The 15792-nt window shown below is 53.0% G+C and carries 17 protein-coding genes, 1 pseudogene and 1 riboswitch; of the genes and pseudogenes, 11 read left to right on the top strand and 7 right to left on the bottom strand.

Annotation, left to right across the window (positions count from 1 at the left end):
- Positions 1-19 precede the first annotated feature (19 nt).
- The 3 genes from prc (at position 20) to kdgR (ending at position 4208) form a co-directional block, all read left to right on the top strand.
- A complete protein-coding gene (prc, locus tag BWI95_RS18665) occupies positions 20-2068 on the top strand; it encodes a carboxy terminal-processing peptidase (protein WP_054803638.1) in 2049 nt (682 codons plus the stop codon).
- A 198-nt stretch (positions 2069-2266) separates the two neighbouring features.
- Positions 2267-3148 (top strand): protease HtpX, encoded by an 882-nt coding sequence (gene htpX / locus BWI95_RS18660; protein WP_054803639.1) that lies wholly within the window; start codon positions 2267-2269, stop codon positions 3146-3148.
- Positions 3149-3416: 268 nt separating this feature from the next.
- Positions 3417-4208, top strand: coding sequence for a DNA-binding transcriptional regulator KdgR (kdgR, locus tag BWI95_RS18655; protein WP_042715774.1), 792 nt, complete (start codon positions 3417-3419; stop codon positions 4206-4208).
- A 48-nt stretch (positions 4209-4256) separates the two neighbouring features.
- Here kdgR and BWI95_RS18650 read toward each other — a convergent pair whose 3' ends face one another.
- Complete coding sequence (locus tag BWI95_RS18650; RefSeq protein ID WP_054803640.1) at positions 4257-4496, bottom strand: YobH family protein; 240 nt, start codon at positions 4494-4496, stop codon at positions 4257-4259.
- 162 nt (positions 4497-4658) lie between these two features.
- Between BWI95_RS18650 and mgrB the strand changes: the two genes are divergently transcribed.
- From mgrB to rlmA, 6 genes and pseudogenes are all read left to right on the top strand, one after another.
- Positions 4659-4802, top strand: coding sequence for a PhoP/PhoQ regulatory lipoprotein MgrB (gene mgrB, locus BWI95_RS18645; protein ID WP_023480134.1), 144 nt, complete (start codon positions 4659-4661; stop codon positions 4800-4802).
- A 74-nt stretch (positions 4803-4876) separates the two neighbouring features.
- Entirely contained in the window at positions 4877-5167 is a 291-nt protein-coding gene (locus tag BWI95_RS18640; RefSeq protein WP_076770019.1) for a YebO family protein, read from the top strand.
- An 18-nt stretch (positions 5168-5185) separates the two neighbouring features.
- Positions 5186-6175 (top strand): MBL fold metallo-hydrolase, encoded by a 990-nt coding sequence (locus BWI95_RS18635; RefSeq protein WP_076770018.1) that lies wholly within the window; start codon positions 5186-5188, stop codon positions 6173-6175.
- Between the two features lie 512 nt (positions 6176-6687).
- Positions 6688-6828, top strand: a pseudogene (locus tag BWI95_RS23395) (DUF2627 domain-containing protein).
- 12 nt (positions 6829-6840) lie between these two features.
- Positions 6841-7050, top strand: a complete 210-nt coding sequence (gene cspE, locus BWI95_RS18630) for a transcription antiterminator/RNA stability regulator CspE (RefSeq protein WP_001062678.1) — start codon at positions 6841-6843, stop codon at positions 7048-7050.
- 142 nt (positions 7051-7192) lie between these two features.
- Entirely contained in the window at positions 7193-8008 is an 816-nt protein-coding gene (gene rlmA, locus BWI95_RS18625) for a 23S rRNA (guanine(745)-N(1))-methyltransferase (RefSeq protein WP_076770017.1), read from the top strand.
- Here rlmA and mntP read toward each other — a convergent pair.
- From mntP to manX, 5 genes are all read right to left on the bottom strand, one after another.
- Positions 8005-8571 (bottom strand): manganese efflux pump MntP, encoded by a 567-nt coding sequence (mntP, locus tag BWI95_RS18620; protein ID WP_076770016.1) that lies wholly within the window; start codon positions 8569-8571, stop codon positions 8005-8007. The genes rlmA and mntP overlap by 4 nt on opposite strands.
- Before the next feature lie 6 nt (positions 8572-8577).
- Positions 8578-8752: riboswitch (yybP-ykoY riboswitch) on the bottom strand.
- Positions 8753-8948: 196 nt separating this feature from the next.
- Entirely contained in the window at positions 8949-9407 is a 459-nt protein-coding gene (locus BWI95_RS18615) for a DUF986 family protein (protein ID WP_076770015.1), read from the bottom strand.
- Positions 9408-9466: 59 nt separating this feature from the next.
- On the bottom strand, positions 9467-10318 hold the full coding sequence (locus BWI95_RS18610; protein WP_023480044.1) for a PTS mannose transporter subunit IID: 852 nt from the start codon (positions 10316-10318) through the stop codon (positions 9467-9469).
- 12 nt (positions 10319-10330) lie between these two features.
- Positions 10331-11131: a PTS mannose/fructose/sorbose transporter subunit IIC gene (locus BWI95_RS18605; RefSeq protein WP_054803641.1), complete on the bottom strand. Its 801-nt coding sequence runs from the start codon at positions 11129-11131 to the stop codon at positions 10331-10333.
- A 63-nt stretch (positions 11132-11194) separates the two neighbouring features.
- The gene (manX, locus tag BWI95_RS18600) at positions 11195-12169 is read right to left on the bottom strand and encodes a PTS mannose transporter subunit IIAB (protein ID WP_054803642.1); all 975 of its coding nucleotides are present in this window, start codon (positions 12167-12169) and stop codon (positions 11195-11197) included.
- Between the two features lie 309 nt (positions 12170-12478).
- Between manX and BWI95_RS24070 the strand changes: the two genes are divergently transcribed.
- Positions 12479-12625 (top strand): protein YoaL, encoded by a 147-nt coding sequence (locus tag BWI95_RS24070; protein WP_415859150.1) that lies wholly within the window; start codon positions 12479-12481, stop codon positions 12623-12625.
- Positions 12613-14172 (top strand): CNNM family cation transport protein YoaE, encoded by a 1560-nt coding sequence (gene yoaE / locus BWI95_RS18590; RefSeq protein ID WP_054803643.1) that lies wholly within the window; start codon positions 12613-12615, stop codon positions 14170-14172. Before BWI95_RS24070 ends, yoaE begins: the two co-directional genes overlap by 13 nt.
- Here the strand turns inward: yoaE and BWI95_RS18585 are convergent.
- The gene (locus tag BWI95_RS18585; RefSeq protein ID WP_076770014.1) at positions 14154-15767 is read right to left on the bottom strand and encodes an EAL domain-containing protein; all 1614 of its coding nucleotides are present in this window, start codon (positions 15765-15767) and stop codon (positions 14154-14156) included. The genes yoaE and BWI95_RS18585 overlap by 19 nt on opposite strands.
- Between the last annotated feature and the right edge of the window lie 25 nt (positions 15768-15792).

Below are 15792 nucleotides of genomic sequence, written 5' to 3'. Positions count from 1 at the left end.
AACGGAGGCCTGGCCTGGCATGAACACTTTGTTTAAGCGCACAGCGTTGGCAGGCCTGTTACTCGTAACAGGCCACGCCCTGGCTGTGGAAGATATTACCCGGGCCGATCAAATCCCGGTGTTAAAAGAAGAGACGCAGCACGCGACGGTGAGCGAGCGCGTCACTTCGCGTTTTACTCGCTCCCACTATCGCCAGTTCGATCTCGACAACGCCTTCTCTGCGAAGATTTTCACCCGCTATCTTAATCTGCTTGATTACAGCCACAACGTCCTGCTTGCCAGCGACGTTGAGCAGTTCTCGCAGAAGAAAAACGAGATTGGCGATGAACTGCGCAGCGGCAAGCTGGACGTCTTTTACGACCTCTACAATAAAGCGCAGCAGCGCCGTTTCGAGCGCTATCAGTACGCGCTTAAGGTGCTGGAGCGGCCGATGGACTTCACCGGTAACGACTCCTTTAACCTCGATCGCAGCAAAGCACCGTGGCCAAAAGATGAGGCCGAGCTGAATGCGCTGTGGGACAGCAAGGTTAAATATGACGAACTGAGCCTCAAGCTCACCGGTAAAGATGAGAAAGAGATCCGCGAGACGCTCTCTCGTCGCTATAAGTTCGCCATTCGCCGTCTGGCACAAACCAACAGCGAAGATGTCTTCTCGCTGGCGATGACCGCCTTTGCGCGTGAAATCGACCCGCACACCAACTACCTGTCGCCGCGCAATACCGAGCAGTTCAACACCGAAATGAGCCTCTCGCTTGAGGGGATCGGTGCTGTGCTGCAGGGCGATGATGACTATACGGTGATCAACTCGATGGTTGCCGGTGGTCCGGCGGCGAAGAGCAAAGCGATTAGCGTTGGCGATCGCATCGTTGGCGTTGGTCAGACCGGGCAGAATATGGTCGATGTTATCGGCTGGCGTCTTGATGATGTTGTTGCGCTGATTAAAGGGCCGAAAGGCAGCAAAGTGCGCCTTGAGATCCTGCCTGCGGGCAAGGGGACCAAAACGCGCATTGTTACGCTGACGCGCGAGCGTATCCGCCTTGAAGATCGCGCAGTGAAAATGTCCGTTAAAACCGTCGGTAAAGAAAAAGTCGGCGTGCTGGATATTCCTGGCTTCTACGTCGGGCTGACCGATGACGTGAAAGTGCAACTGCAAAAGCTGGAAAAACAGAACGTCAAGAGCGTGATTATCGATCTGCGCGCTAACGGTGGCGGGGCGCTGACGGAAGCGGTGTCGCTCTCCGGCCTCTTTATCCCGTCCGGCCCGGTGGTGCAGGTGCGCGATAACAACGGCAAAGTGCGTGAAGATAGCGATACCGATGGCGTGGTTTACTACAAAGGGCCGCTGGTGGTGCTGGTTGACCGCTTCAGCGCCTCGGCATCGGAGATTTTTGCGGCAGCAATGCAGGATTATGGTCGTGCGCTGATTGTCGGCGAACCAACCTTCGGGAAGGGCACCGTGCAGCAGTACCGCTCCCTCAACCGTATCTACGATCAGATGTTGCGCCCGGAATGGCCAGCGCTGGGTTCGGTGCAGTACACCATCCAGAAATTCTATCGTGTGAACGGCGGCAGTACGCAGCGTAAAGGCGTAACGCCGGATATCATCATGCCAACAGGCACGCAGGTCACGGAAACCGGGGAAAAATTCGAGGATAACGCACTGCCGTGGGACAGCATCAATGCTGCCACCTTTGTGCGTGCCGGCGATTTGAAACCTTTCGGTCCTGAGCTGCTGAAAAAACATGATGAGCGTATCGCGAAAGATCCTGAGTTCCAGTACATCAATAAGGACATCGCGCGTTTTGAAGCTCTTAAAGCAAAACGCGATATGGTGTCGCTGAACCTGGCGCAGCGTGAAAAAGAGAATGCCGAGGATGATGCTATTCGTCTCTCGCGCCTCAACGATCGCTTCAAGCGTGAAGGCAAGCCGCCGCTGAAGAAACTGGACGATCTGCCGAAGGATTATCAGGAGCCGGATCCCTATCTTGATGAGACGGTGCATATTGCTCTCGATCTCGCACATCTTGAAAAAGATCAGCCCGCTGAATCAGCCGCGTCTGCTAAGTAGTCACTCCTCCCTACAGGCACAAGAAATTGTGCCTGTTTTTTTAACAACCTCCCGTCCTCGTAAGCATCCTGCTACAAAGTGTAAAGTTGTGTTTTTCTCGTGACTTACGCAGCATTGTTGCTTGAAAATAGCCCGCACGCCCATACGATGTGGATAACCGCATAGTGCGTTTTGTTAAATCGAGGTTAAAAGAAAATTATGATGCGAATCGCGCTCTTCCTGTTGACTAACCTGGCTGTCATGTTGGTGTTCGGCCTTGTGCTTAGCCTGACGGGCATTCAGTCGAGCAGCGTTCAGGGGTTAATGATTATGGCGCTGCTGTTCGGTTTTGGCGGCTCGTTCATTTCGCTGTTGATGTCGAAATGGATGGCGCTGAAATCTGTAGGTGGTGAAGTCATTGAGCAACCAGCCAACGATATGCAGCGCTGGCTGATGGATACCGTTGCGCAGCAGTCTCGCCAGGCAGGCATTGCGATGCCGCAGGTGGCGATTTATCACGCGCCGGATATTAACGCCTTCGCCACCGGTGCGCGCCGTGATGCTTCCCTGGTCGCCGTCAGTACCGGCCTGCTGCAAAACATGAGCCGCGATGAGGCCGAAGCGGTCATCGCCCATGAAATCAGCCATATTGCCAACGGTGACATGGTGACCATGACGCTGATTCAGGGCATTGTGAACACCTTCGTTATCTTTATCTCGCGCATTATTGCCCAGATTGCCGCTGGCTTCATGGGCGGAGACCGTGATGAGGGCGAAGAGAGCAACGGTAACCCGCTGGTCTACTTTGCCGTCGCGACCGTGCTCGAACTGGTATTTGGTATTCTGGCGAGCGTCATCACCATGTGGTTCTCCCGCTACCGTGAATTCCATGCCGATGCGGGTTCAGCCCGACTGGTAGGACGCGAGAAGATGATCGCTGCGCTGCAAAGGCTGAAAACCAGCTATGAACCACAGGAAGCGAGCAGCATGATGGCATTTTGCATTAACGGTAAGTCAAAGTCGCTGAGCGAACTCTTTATGACGCACCCGCCGCTGGATAAACGTATTGAAGCGTTGCGCTCAGGCGCCTACCTCAAATAACGTCATAACAACTCATAAAAGCGCGTCCATTGACGCGCTTTTTTATTGTTTGTCACCAGCGCTCACCGGCAGGAATGGTATGGGTTGTACGCAGTTAATCCAGCAGATTATCGCGTAATTATTTCTCCGAACGCGGCATCAGCGTCTTTCAGGCGTAATGTCGCAGATTTGTAACGAACCCGGCATTCGCGCATTGCGGCGGATGGTCGACGAATTTATAATAAAAACCTATTCTGATTTTTATAAAACACAGGCGATGAGGTAATTAATGGCAATCGCGGATTTGGACAAGCAGCCAGATTCTGTCTCTTCTGTACTGAAGGTCTTTGGCATTCTGCAGGCTTTGGGTGAAGAGCGTGAAATCGGCATTACCGAGCTTTCACAGCGCGTCATGATGTCAAAAAGCACCGTTTATCGCTTTTTGCAGACCATGAAATCGTTAGGCTACGTAGCACAGGAAGGGGAGTCAGAGAAATACTCCCTGACGCTGAAGTTATTTGAACTTGGCGCGCGTGCACTGCAAAACGTTGATTTAATCCGCAGCGCGGATATCCAGATGCGTGAACTCTCTCGCCTGACGAAAGAGACCATCCATCTGGGTGCTCTCGATGAAGACAGCATCGTTTATATTCACAAAATCGATTCGATGTATAACCTGCGCATGTATTCGCGTATCGGTCGTCGTAATCCGCTCTATAGCACCGCGATTGGTAAAGTGCTGCTGGCCTGGCGCGATCGCGATGAAGTGAAACAGATTCTGGAAGGCGTTGAATATAAGCGCAGCACCGATCGCACCATTACCAGCACCGAAGATCTGCTGCCGATGCTGGATATCGTGCGCCAGCAGGGCTACGGCGAAGATAACGAAGAGCAGGAAGAGGGGTTACGCTGCATCGGTGTACCGGTGTTTGACCGTTTTGGCGTGGTTATCGCCGGTCTGAGTATCTCTTTCCCGACCCTGCGTTTCTCCGAAGAGCGCCTGCACGAATACGTGGAAATGCTGCATCAGGCAGCGCGTAAAATTTCTGAACAGATGGGTTATAACGATTATCCGTTCTGATAATTGTCAAAAAAGCCGCCCCGTGGGGCGGCTTTTTCATGGAAAAAATCAGCCGTTATCAATGACGTTATCGCTTTTACGCATCAGTGGGCAGTTGGCAAGGCCAAAAAATCCGTTGTCTGAATGAACATATTGCGCCGTGCTGGTACCACGCGCGGTCACGTATTTGCACTGTAAGCCAAGGCCTGCTGCATTTTCGTTGCTGTGAATTAGCACGCCATAACCGCTCAGTAAGAGTCCAGTCCACAGCAGCGCGACAACGATGACGCCTCGAATAAGTGTACGCATGTTTGCTCCTTGCACATCGATTAAGTCTGTCATTAAGGCTACGTCTTTTATTGATTGAAACAAGTCACGCATTCCTAAAAATACCGAAAGGGGGTACAGTTACCCGCTGTTTAAGGAAGCCATGCTAGTGTGGTTACACCTTGAAATGTTTCGGAGAGTGGAGTGAGAAAATTTAGATGGCTGTTGCTGATTGCCGTGGTGGTGGTCTGCCTGCTGCTATGGACTCAAATGATCAATGTGATGTGCGATCAGGATGTACAATTTTTCAGCGGCATCTGTGTCATCAATAAATTCATCCCCTGGTAAGCGCATTTCTGCAGTGAAAGATTTCCTTCCTGAGTGCCAGTGGTAAAATGCTGCGTCTACTTTGAGGGTGTGAAATGAACGAAATCTTAAATTCTGGCGCGTTAAATTTTGCGTCTATGCTGGTTTCTGTGGTGGTTCTGGTTATCGGTCTGGTGCTGTGGTTCTTTATCAATCGTGCCAGTTCACGTACGAACGAGCAGATTGAACTGCTGGAAGCGCTGCTCGATCAGCAAAAACGGCAAAATGCGCTGCTGCGCCGTCTTTGTGAAGCGAATGAGCCGGAAAAAGCTGCTCTTCCCGAAGTCGAAAAAAATAAGGCTAAGGGTGAAGACGAGGAGTTTATCCGGCTGGTGGCTGAACGATAACCTGAAAGGAGGGGAGAGATGGCCTGGAAAAACCCCTGGTATAATCCCGCGCTCTCCCATCATACGCCCGACGGTTTTTGTAACCCGACTGCCACGGCGCATCAACCCGGCGATGTAAAACGCTGGCGTCAGGAACGCAAAGCTGCCGGGCTTCCCCGGCCACCTGCAGCAGGATATGACGCTTTTATTCAGGCCTGGTGGCAAAAAGCCGAGATAGCGCCGGGTGACGATGGCCTTTGGTGGCTTGGGCATGCCTCTGTGCTTCTGCGTATGCAGGGGAAATATCTGCTCACCGACCCCGTTTTTTCCCGACGCGCCTCCCCGCTGCGTTTCGCCGGGCCTCAGCGGCGCACGCCGCCTGCATTATCCATTGACGATCTCCCCGCTCTGGATGCCATTCTTATCTCTCACAACCATTACGATCATCTGGACCGCTGGACAATCCGCGCACTGCTTCGCCGGTTTCCTGAGGTAAAGCTTTTTGTCCCTCTCGGGTTGGGTGACACGCTCCGTCGCTTCGGCGCGCGTTTTGTCATTGAGCTGGACTGGTGGCAGCAAGCCTCGCTGGACGATTTACATTTAACCGCCGTTCCCGCTCAGCACTGGAGCATGCGCACACCGTGGGATCGCAACCGCTCATTATGGTGCGGCTGGGTGATTGAAACGCGCGCACTGCGTTTTTGGTTTCCAGGTGACACTGGCTACAGCACAGAACTTCTGCAGATCCCGCAGCGTGTTGGAAAAATTGATGCGCTCGCACTGCCCGTTGGTGCTTATGCACCGCGCTGGTTCATGTCGATAAATCATATGGATCCACAAAGTGCGGTGTCGCTGTGGCAGCAATTAGGTTCACCGCTGGCTTTTCCCATCCACTGGGGCGTATTTGAACTGGCTGATGAATCACTGGATGAGCCGGTGCAGGAGTTGCAGCGCGCTTTAAGCGAAGCGGAACAGGAAAATGCTAACTTCAGGATCCTGAAAATTGGTCAATATTTATCCCTGCGGTAATTTAAGCCGAACGCCATAAAAAGTAAGCCGTATTAAAATTGTGCGGTTCTGATTTACGCGAAACGTTTTTATTGCCTTCAAATGATGCAGTGTCATCATAATTTCATTATTTTGGTGCACGCCTGTGCTTATTCGCTCAGTAATTATTCATAGTTAACCTGAGCAATAGTTTCTTCCCAGATCATTAATCATTTAAGAATCTTCCTAATCGAATAAACAGCATAACTATTCGCAGAAAGTTCTTAGTATATAAGCGAAACGCATGAGGGGTTCAACCGCACCTAAGCTGCATGGAACTGCTTGATGAATCGAAAGAAATGGTCTACGTTTATCGGGTAAACCTGCTGCTGCAGCGGCTGCTATAACGGTCATTGAAGTGAATAAATGAACAGTGGTTGTTTCGATACCCTTAGAATTTGTGCGGTGGATCGAGACATATCTAAAAATGGCTTGCCATAGTTTACGTATTATGTGATAACACGTTGTGGGTCAATCGAGGTACAGTTCTGTTTATGTGTGGCATTTTCAGTAAAGAAGTCCTGAGTAAAACGTTTCGTTGAATACAGCTTCTCTGCCGAACCTTATATTAGTGCCTCAAGCAGTAATGTCTCAGTTTTCTCAGTCAATGCCTGCGGGCGAAGTATATACATTAAGGAATTTTGCAAATGGCAAAGATTAAAGGTCAAGTTAAGTGGTTCAACGAGTCTAAAGGTTTTGGTTTCATTACTCCGGCTGACGGCAGCAAAGATGTATTCGTACATTTCTCTGCTATCCAGGGTAACGGCTTCAAAACTCTGGCTGAAGGCCAGAACGTTGAGTTTGAAATTCAGGACGGTCAGAAAGGCCCGGCTGCAGTTAACGTAACTGCTATCTGATTTCGACACCTCTGAGCTTGAAACGCGTTTCGCGTATCAATGTCAGTCATCAAGCCTCGCCATTGTGCGGGGCTTTTTATTTTCCCTGCCGCAACATTTGACGGTACACTTCGCCCTTTGAAAAAGTCTCCCCGGAGTGTTTATGCCATTCAGTTGCCCCCTTTGCCACGCACCGTTAAGCCGCCACGAGCGCGCATTTATCTGTCCGCAGCGGCATCAGTTCGATATCGCCAAAGAGGGTTACGTCAATTTATTGCCCGTTCAGCATAAACGCTCGCGCGATCCCGGTGATAACGCCGAAATGATGCAGGCACGCCGTGCTTTTCTCGACGCCGGACACTATCAGCCGCTGCGGGACACCATCTGCAGCTTATTTGAAGAGACTTTGCCGGCAGAAGCGACGGCGCTGCTCGATATCGGCTGCGGGGAAGGGTACTACACGCAGGCATTTGCCGGGGTAGGCCGCGCGCGCGGTGCGCAAACCGTAGGCCTTGATGTCTCGAAAGCGGCGATTCGTGCAGCGGCAAAACGCTATCCGCAGGTGATGTTCTGCGTAGCCTCCAGCCACCGCTTGCCTTTTGACGATAACAGCATTGATGGGCTGGTGCGCATTTATGCACCCTGTAAAGCGCAGGAGCTTGCCCGCGTGATGAAACCGCAGGGCGTGGTGATCACCGCAGCACCCGGGCCGCGCCATTTAATGGAGCTGAAGGGGCTTATTTATGATGAGGTGCAGCTGCACGCGCCAAACAGCGGTGAGATTGAAGGATTTACGATTCTTTCCGAACAGTCACTCGCTTATGAAATGGAACTGACCGGTGAAGAGGCGGTTGCGCTCCTGCAAATGACGCCATTTGCCTGGCGGGCAAAGCCAGAAGTGTGGCAACAGCTGGCAGCGACTAAAACGTTTCGCTGCCAGACGGATTTCACCATCCATTGCTTACGCCGGGAAAGCTAGCCAGCAAAGTGGCTATAAAGGATCTGCACGCCGATACCAATAAGCACGACGCCGCCGAGGATCTCGGCGCGTTTGCCGAGTAGCGGGCCGATAAACCGGCCTACCATCATGCCTAAAGTTGACATGATGAGAGTGGCGCAGCCGATGGCTAGCGCAGTAGTGAGGATATTGACTTGCAGGAATGCGAGCCCGACGCCAACCGCCATTGCATCCAGGCTGGTAGCAATCGCGGTGGTGACCAGCAACCAGAAACCGTGGCGGTGCGGCATTTCCGCGTCGCAATCATCGTTACCGCGCACGCCTTCCAGCACCATCCTGCTGCCAAGAAACGCCAGCAGCACGAACGCGATCCAGTGATTCCACTCAAGCACAAATTGTGAGGCGAGCATGCCGAGACCCCAGCCCAGTAATGGGGTTAAGGTTTCAATTGCGCCGAAGATAAGGCCGGTACGCAGGGCGTCGGAAAATTTAGGATTGCGGAGCGTCGCACCTTTACCGATAGAGGCGGCGAAGGCATCCATCGACATACCGAAGGCGAGAAGCAGGGTGGCGGATAAGTTCATCTGTGCGTCCTGACCGGGAGTTCCATATAACACACCACTGCCCCCAGTAAACAGCAGTTGGTGTGTCAATGGTCTCGCCTGACTGAAAATATTCAGTCCGTACGTGCCACGTTTTGCAACGAGTATGTTGACACGTACATTTCCGCAGGGCGGAAATCGGCTACTCCCCAACGACGGACGCACCTTACCATATTTTTAGAATATAAAACAACAGCAGAAGAATATTGATGGTGCTGCCCGCCGATAACGATTGTCATTTAGCTTGTGACGTGAAAATAACGTTAATAAACATAGGTAATTTCTTATGAGAAATATAGCAGAGGCTATATTAAAGCCTCTTTTTTGTGCAGGGTGAAATGAGGTGAGTATTGTTTAACTTATTGAGTTTTAACCATTACTCTGTAGATCTTTTCGAGGTCGTCCATATTTCGTACACGGATTAGTAACCGCCGCTGCTCTAATTGCATTACCAGTACGCCATCCTCCGATAAATTCATCTCTTTAATACGGTTATATTCAATCCAGGCATTAGCAAAGAAGAGACCCTGTGATTTAAAGATGGCTTTCGGGGCGCGGATCCAAAAAAGGTAAATACCCAGCAGCGCCAGCGCAAATAATAACCACATGGTTAATGATGAACCACCGTTAACGCTGTTGTTATAAATCAGAATAACCAGCAGGCCGACAAAAATGGCGCCATCGGTACGGCTTCTGCGCAGCAGCGGAACGGTGAGCAACGTTTCGCCTTTGCGACGGGGCATCACCACCTCGTCATAGAGCGCAAAAGCCAGCAGGGCGGCGACAAACAGCAGCAGCACGCTATCCGTAATCGACATCTCATCTCCTTAAATAAAAAAACCGGGAGCAATTACGCCCCCGGTTATGACAACGTCGCTTAAAGGCCCAGCAGGCCGATAGCGTAGCCGACAATCCCAATTACGAAGAAGCCGACAATGATCCACAGTGGGTTCACTTTTTTACGCAGCAGCCACATACAGGCGAAGGTCAGCAGCAGCGGCACCAGACCCGGCATCAGCTGGTCGAGGATGGTCTGCACCGTGGTCACCGTGGTTTTCCCGGTCTGGTCGGTAATTTCCGATACCACCAGCGGAATATTGACGTGCGTCCATTTGTTGACCAGCGCCCCCATCACAAACAGGCCGAGAATTGACGCCCCCTCAGTCAGTTTCTGCAGGAAGCCGCCGCCCATATCTTTAACGATATCGATCCCTTTGCGATAGCCGTACGCAACGCCGTAATAACGGGTGGCAAGACGCACAATATTAAAGAGGAAGAAGAAGAGCAGCGGGCCGAGCAGGCTGCCGCTCATGGCGATCCCGGCACCCAGTGCTGCAAAGACCGGACGCACGGTACCCCAGAAAATCGGGTCGCCAACGCCTGCCAGCGGCCCCATCAGACCCACTTTGATACCGTTAATGGCACCATCGTCAATCTCTGCGCCGTTCGCGCGCTGCTCTTCCATTGCCAGCGTCACGCCAAGCACCGGCGCGGCAACGTAAGGGTGGGTGTTAAAGAACTCCAGGTGACGCTTAATCGCCTGGCGGCGGGCTTCGTTATTTTCCGGATAGAGGCGTTTAATCGCCGGTACCATCGAGAAGCAGAAGCCGAGTGCCTGCATACGTTCGAAGTTCCACGAGCCCTGGAAGAGGTTAGAACGCAGGAACACGCTGCGAATATCACTCTGGGTGAGCTTTTTCTCAGTCGGAGTTTTCGTCATATCAACCATGTCGTTCACCTGTTAATCCAGTTCGTTATCAAGATCGTTGGCACCAGCCGCTGGTGCAGCGCCGCCTGCAGTGCGGTTATATTTCGGGCTAAGCTGAATGTAGAGAATGGCCATAACGGCACCGATCACACCCAGCGAAACAAGGTTGAAGTTAGTAAATGCCGCGGTCACGAAGCCGAGGTAGAAGAACGGCATCAGATAGCCTGCGCGCATCATATTGATGACCATCGCATAACCGACCACCACGATCATGCCACCGGCGATATTCAGACCGCTGGTCACCACTTCCGGAATGGCGTTGAGCATGTTCTGCACTTCGCTGGTACCGACAGAGATAGCCACAATCACCGCCGGGATGGCGATACGCATCGCTTGCAGGAACAGGGAGGAGACATGGATCCAGGACAGCGCGGTAAGGTTACCGTTATCTGCGGCTTTATCTGCCGCGTGCTGGAAACCAACGGTAATGGTACGCACAATAATGGTCAGTACCTGACCTGCTGCTGCCAGCGGGATCGCCAGTGCGATACCGGCACCGATGCTCTGGTGGCCGCCAATGACCAGAATGGTGGAAATAATCGACGCCAGCGCGGCATCCGGCGCGACTGCCGCACCGATGTTCATCCAGCCAAGCGCGATCATCTCAAGCGTACCGCCGATAATGATACCGGTTTTCATATCACCAAGAACGATACCGACTAACGTACATGCCACCAACGGACGGTGGAACTGGAACTCGTCAAGTATCGACTCCATACCGGCAATACATGCGACGACGAACACCAGCACAATCTGAAGAGTGGTAATCTCCATTGTACTTCTCCTATAGCTAAATCAGACGTAAGTGTGAAAACTGAGTCAATCAGGTCGTCGCGGTTACTTCGCCACTTTGCTGATCAAATCCATCATTTTCAGTTTCGGATCGTTTGAAACTTTACGGACTTCCAGCTCAATGCCGCGATCGTTGAGTTTGCGAAACGCCTCAATATCTTTCTCATCGACGGAAACAGCGTTATTTACCTGGGTTTTACCCTGACGATAAGCCATACCGCCAATATTGACCGAGGTAAGTTTTACGCCGCCCTCGACGATGCGCTCGACATCGGTAGGGTTGGTGAAGAGCAGCATTACGCGTTCACCGGCATATTTCGGGTTGTTATAGACGCGGATCATTTTTGCGACGTCGACAACGTGAGCCGTTACCCCCGGCGGTGCGACCTGCGTCAGCAGCGTTTTGCGCACGTTATCGGCGGCAACCTCATCACTGACGACAATAATCCGGGTGACGTTGGTCTCTTTGGTCCAGCGGGTGGCGACCTGGCCGTGAATTAAGCGATCATCAATACGCGCCAGACCGATGACCATGTAGTCGTTCGGCCCCATCGGTTTAGCAGGGGTAGCGGCTTTCGGTGCTGCCGTCTGTTGAACCGCAGCGGGAGCAGGTTTTTCCACCGGCTGTGCTTTCAGCGCCTTCACGCCTTCGCGTCCGGTCTCGACGGCCAGTGCTACCAGCTCATCGAAGGTTGGGTTGTCATCACGCGCCATCAGGGTTTCGACCAGCATCGGAATGTTGACGCCGGCGATCACTTCATAATGCTCTTTATCGACGACAATGCGGCTGGCGGCATTAAACGGGCTGCCACCCCATGTATCAACGAGAAACAGCACGCCCTGATTAGTATCCAGCTTTGCCAGCTGCGCCTGATACTTTTCGATTAACGTCTCCGCGTTCTCGCCGGGAACAAAATCGATCCATCCGACATTCTCCTGCTCGCCGAGCAGCATCTCGGCGGTTTTAAGCAGTTGTTCTGCCGCCCAACCATGTGTGCCTATAACAATAGCAATAGTCACTTGCTACCTCCTTATTCTTGTCGTTAACATCCACGCGATGGATGTATTGTGAATCGGCACCAAAAAAGCGAATCGATTCAGAGATAAACTCAAAGAGAAGTTTAGGAACTTTCGCGAATTATTTTAGAGAGTGAAAAAATAATTTATGTGATGAAGATCCGTAATTTAGCTTTCATAAAAATGAAATTTTGTGGCGCAAAATATCCATACATTTTGCAAAGTCTGGTAAATCTTTGCCAGCTACCCAGGCTCTTTGCTATGTTTAACCTCCGTTTAAGTTACCAGGAGTAAAGGGCAGTAGCCCATCGTATGGATCGTCACCGACGTCAGTTCACTTTATGGCCGTCCCGCGCCACGTATTCCCCCCTTTCAAATAGAGTCAATGTCATCACGCCTGCGCATTTTCGCGCGCCGTATACTGTTTTCATGAACAGGAGCCTGTCATGGAATTCTTAATGGATCCGCAGATTTGGATCGGTTTGTTGACGCTGGTTGTGCTGGAAATCGTGCTGGGTATTGATAACCTGGTCTTTATTGCCATTCTTGCCGATAAACTGCCGCCGAAGCAGCGCGATAAAGCGCGTTTAATCGGTCTGTCACTGGCGCTGGTGATGCGACTTGGTCTGCTGTCGCTGATCTCATGGATGGTGACGCTCACCCAGCCGCTCTTCTCTGTGTGGAACCTTACCTTCTCCGGCCGTGATTTAATCATGCTGTTCGGCGGTATTTTCTTACTGTTTAAGGCCACTACGGAGCTTCATGAACGGCTGGAAAACCGCGATCACGATGGCGGACACGGTAAAGGCTACGCCAGCTTCTGGGTGGTGGTGACGCAGATCGTGATTCTCGATGCGGTCTTCTCCCTCGATGCGGTAATTACTGCTGTCGGTATGGTTAATCACCTGCCGGTGATGATGGCGGCGGTAGTAATCGCTATGGCGGTAATGCTGCTGGCCTCGAAGCCGCTGACCAACTTTGTGAACCAGCATCCGACGGTCGTGGTGCTCTGTCTGAGCTTCCTGCTGATGATTGGTCTGAGCCTGGTCGCAGAGGGCTTTGGCTTTCATATTCCGAAAGGCTACCTCTACGCCGCGATTGGCTTCTCAATAATTATTGAGTTCTTTAACCAGGTTGCGCGCCGTAACTTTCTGCGCAACCAGTCGCGCCTGCCGCTGCGTGCGCGCACCGCGGATGCGATTGTGCGTCTGATGGGTGGTCGTCGTCAGAATACGACGCAAACCGAGACGGACAGCGATGCCTCGGTAACGGTGCCGGAAGGCGCGTTTGCGGAAGAGGAGCGCTATATGATCAACGGCGTCCTGACGCTGGCGTCCCGTTCGCTGCGCAGCATTATGACGCCGCGCGGGGATATCAGCTGGGTGGATGCCAATCTGAGCGTTGACGAGATCCGTCAACAGCTACTCTCTTCCCCGCACAGCCTCTTCCCGGTCTGCCGTGGCGAACTGGATGAAGTGATCGGTATTGTGCGCGCCAAAGAGCTGCTGGTGTCGCTGGAAGAGGGCGTCGATGTTGCCGCTATCGCATCTGAATCGCCGGCAATTGTGGTGCCGGAAACCCTCGACCCAATCAAGCTGCTGGCGGTATTACGCCGCGCGCGCGGTAGCTTCGTGATTGTCACCAATGAGTTTGGTGTGGTTCAGGGGCTGGTAACACCGCTGGACGTGCTGGAGGCGATTGCCGGTGAATTCCCCGATGCGGATGAAACACCGGAAATCATTGCCGACGGCGACGGCTGGTTGGTGAAAGGCACTACCGACCTGCATGCGCTGCAGCACACGCTGGATCTCGATAACTTCGTCAATGAAGAGGAAGATATCGCCACCGTTGCGGGCCTTGTCATTGCCGCGCGTGGGCAGATCCCGCCGGTGGGCGAAACCTTTGCCATTGCGCCGCTGCATATCACCGTGATGGAAGCGAACGACTACCGGGTCGATCTGGTGCGTATTGTTAAAGAGCAACCGGCTCACGACGAAGAGGAGTGATCCTCAATCGTCATCAGCGGAGCCAGCCGATCGTCATGCGCGGCTGGCGTCGCATTCCCGGCTAACCACGCCGGGAAATCCTCAATGGGCATCGGCTGTGCAAACAGATATCCCTGTAGTGACTGCACCCCCTGCTGACGCAAATATTGCGCCTGCTGCGGGGTTTCTACCCCCTCTGCCACCAGTTCAATATCCAGCCGCTGCGCAAGCGCGATAATAATGTCGGTCACCTTGGAGTTCACCGCATCGGTGCCGATCGCCGCGGTATAGGATTTGTCGATTTTCAGAATGTCCGGTTGCAGCTTCTCCAGCCAGCTCAGGGCGCTATTGCCGGTGCCGAAATCATCAATCGCAATCTTTACACCGTTATGATGCAGCTCGCGCATCATGCGCGAATCAACATCCTGCAGCGCATCGCGCTCGGTCAATTCAATGATCAACTGCTGAACCGGATGGTGAACAAACCACAAACGGTGCAGATCTTTCAGTAACTCGCCATCGCGCAGATGGCTGGGGGCGGCATTAATGCCGATATGAAAATGGGCGTCGGCCGGAAAGAGATGGCGGTGCGCCTGCACCTCAATCAGTACATAGCGGGTCAGCGGGGCGATCAGATGCTGCGCCTCGGCGATAGGAATAAACACCTCCGGCGAAATCGCGCCCTGACGGGGATTGTGCCAGCGCAGCAGGATCTCCACGCCGACGCACTTCAGGCTCTGGGCATGCAGCACCGGCTGGCAGAAGAGGGCGAATTCGCGACCGGTTAAGCCAAGGTTAATCTCGCGGGCGAAGCTCATGCGGCTGGCAGTGGTAAACCAGGTAATCACGCTGGTTAATAGCGCAATCATCAGCGCCAGCGGCAACTGTGAGGGCAGATGTTGCAGCGCCAGCCGTGTAGCACCCGGGCCGCTCACGCTCACTGAAAGCGGGAAGAATTGCGAGGTGCGCTGATAGCGTTTCTCATCGTCGGCCAGCGGTAGGGTCTCCAGCAGACCTTTTCCCTGCACCAGATGCCGCCCGGCAACAGAGAGCGCAACGCGGGTGATGAGCGGCGGCTGCGGCTCCAGCATTAAGCGGCTGAGCAGTTCAATATTGACCACTTCCATCACGCCACTTTGCCCGTCTGCGGCGGTGGGGAACCAGACGATCAGCACCGGGCGATCTTTCAGCAGAGATTTATCCGTTGAGAGGACCTGCAGCGTGGTTTTCGCCGGCAGGCTCGGCTGGAGCTGGTGAACAGGAACGTGACGATCGCCAAAAATGCTCGAGCAGTAAAGTATGCCATCGTGCACCAGCGTAATGGAGCGAACCGTCTGCAGGCTGGCAGCGATTTTGCGCAGTTGCAGGTGCACCCCGTCACAGGGTTTGCCGACCAGCGGCGAAACCATCTCGCGGGTCGATTCCAGCGGCAGCAGCAGGCGATCAAAGTTGACCACTGCATGATGGGTAAAAGAGGCAACGCGTTGCTGGTTGAGGTTACGCTCGGAAACAAAGCGAAAAGCGAGGGTCAATATCAGCGCGACAATGCCCGCCAGCACGCAGACCGTGGCGCGCCGCTGTCGATAGCTTTTAATGATCCGCTGAGCCGTTTGCATGCGCCGATCGCCTGTAATATCCCTG

It is taken from the genome of Kosakonia cowanii JCM 10956 = DSM 18146 (assembly GCF_001975225.1).
GTDB lineage: Bacteria > Pseudomonadota > Gammaproteobacteria > Enterobacterales > Enterobacteriaceae > Kosakonia > Kosakonia cowanii.
This window is presented reverse-complemented; position numbering and strand designations above follow the sequence as displayed.

What these genes read in the sequence shown, in the direction of transcription:
- BWI95_RS18610 (WP_023480044.1), bottom strand. Translation starts at nt 10,318, where the DNA reads ATGGTTGATATGACGAAAACTCCGACTGAGAAAAAGCTCACCCAGAGT.
- htpX (WP_054803639.1), top strand. Translation starts at nt 2,267, where the DNA reads ATGATGCGAATCGCGCTCTTCCTGTTGACTAACCTGGCTGTCATGTTG.
- BWI95_RS24070 (WP_415859150.1), top strand. Translation starts at nt 12,479, where the DNA reads ATGGATCGTCACCGACGTCAGTTCACTTTATGGCCGTCCCGCGCCACG.
- cspE (WP_001062678.1), top strand. Translation starts at nt 6,841, where the DNA reads ATGGCAAAGATTAAAGGTCAAGTTAAGTGGTTCAACGAGTCTAAAGGT.
- kdgR (WP_042715774.1), top strand. Translation starts at nt 3,417, where the DNA reads ATGGCAATCGCGGATTTGGACAAGCAGCCAGATTCTGTCTCTTCTGTA.
- BWI95_RS18640 (WP_076770019.1), top strand. Translation starts at nt 4,877, where the DNA reads ATGAACGAAATCTTAAATTCTGGCGCGTTAAATTTTGCGTCTATGCTG.
- BWI95_RS18585 (WP_076770014.1), bottom strand. Translation starts at nt 15,767, where the DNA reads ATGCAAACGGCTCAGCGGATCATTAAAAGCTATCGACAGCGGCGCGCC.
- mntP (WP_076770016.1), bottom strand. Translation starts at nt 8,571, where the DNA reads ATGAACTTATCCGCCACCCTGCTTCTCGCCTTCGGTATGTCGATGGAT.
- rlmA (WP_076770017.1), top strand. Translation starts at nt 7,193, where the DNA reads ATGCCATTCAGTTGCCCCCTTTGCCACGCACCGTTAAGCCGCCACGAG.
- BWI95_RS18635 (WP_076770018.1), top strand. Translation starts at nt 5,186, where the DNA reads ATGGCCTGGAAAAACCCCTGGTATAATCCCGCGCTCTCCCATCATACG.
- yoaE (WP_054803643.1), top strand. Translation starts at nt 12,613, where the DNA reads ATGGAATTCTTAATGGATCCGCAGATTTGGATCGGTTTGTTGACGCTG.
- BWI95_RS18615 (WP_076770015.1), bottom strand. Translation starts at nt 9,407, where the DNA reads ATGTCGATTACGGATAGCGTGCTGCTGCTGTTTGTCGCCGCCCTGCTG.
- BWI95_RS18650 (WP_054803640.1), bottom strand. Translation starts at nt 4,496, where the DNA reads ATGCGTACACTTATTCGAGGCGTCATCGTTGTCGCGCTGCTGTGGACT.
- BWI95_RS18605 (WP_054803641.1), bottom strand. Translation starts at nt 11,131, where the DNA reads ATGGAGATTACCACTCTTCAGATTGTGCTGGTGTTCGTCGTCGCATGT.
- prc (WP_054803638.1), top strand. Translation starts at nt 20, where the DNA reads ATGAACACTTTGTTTAAGCGCACAGCGTTGGCAGGCCTGTTACTCGTA.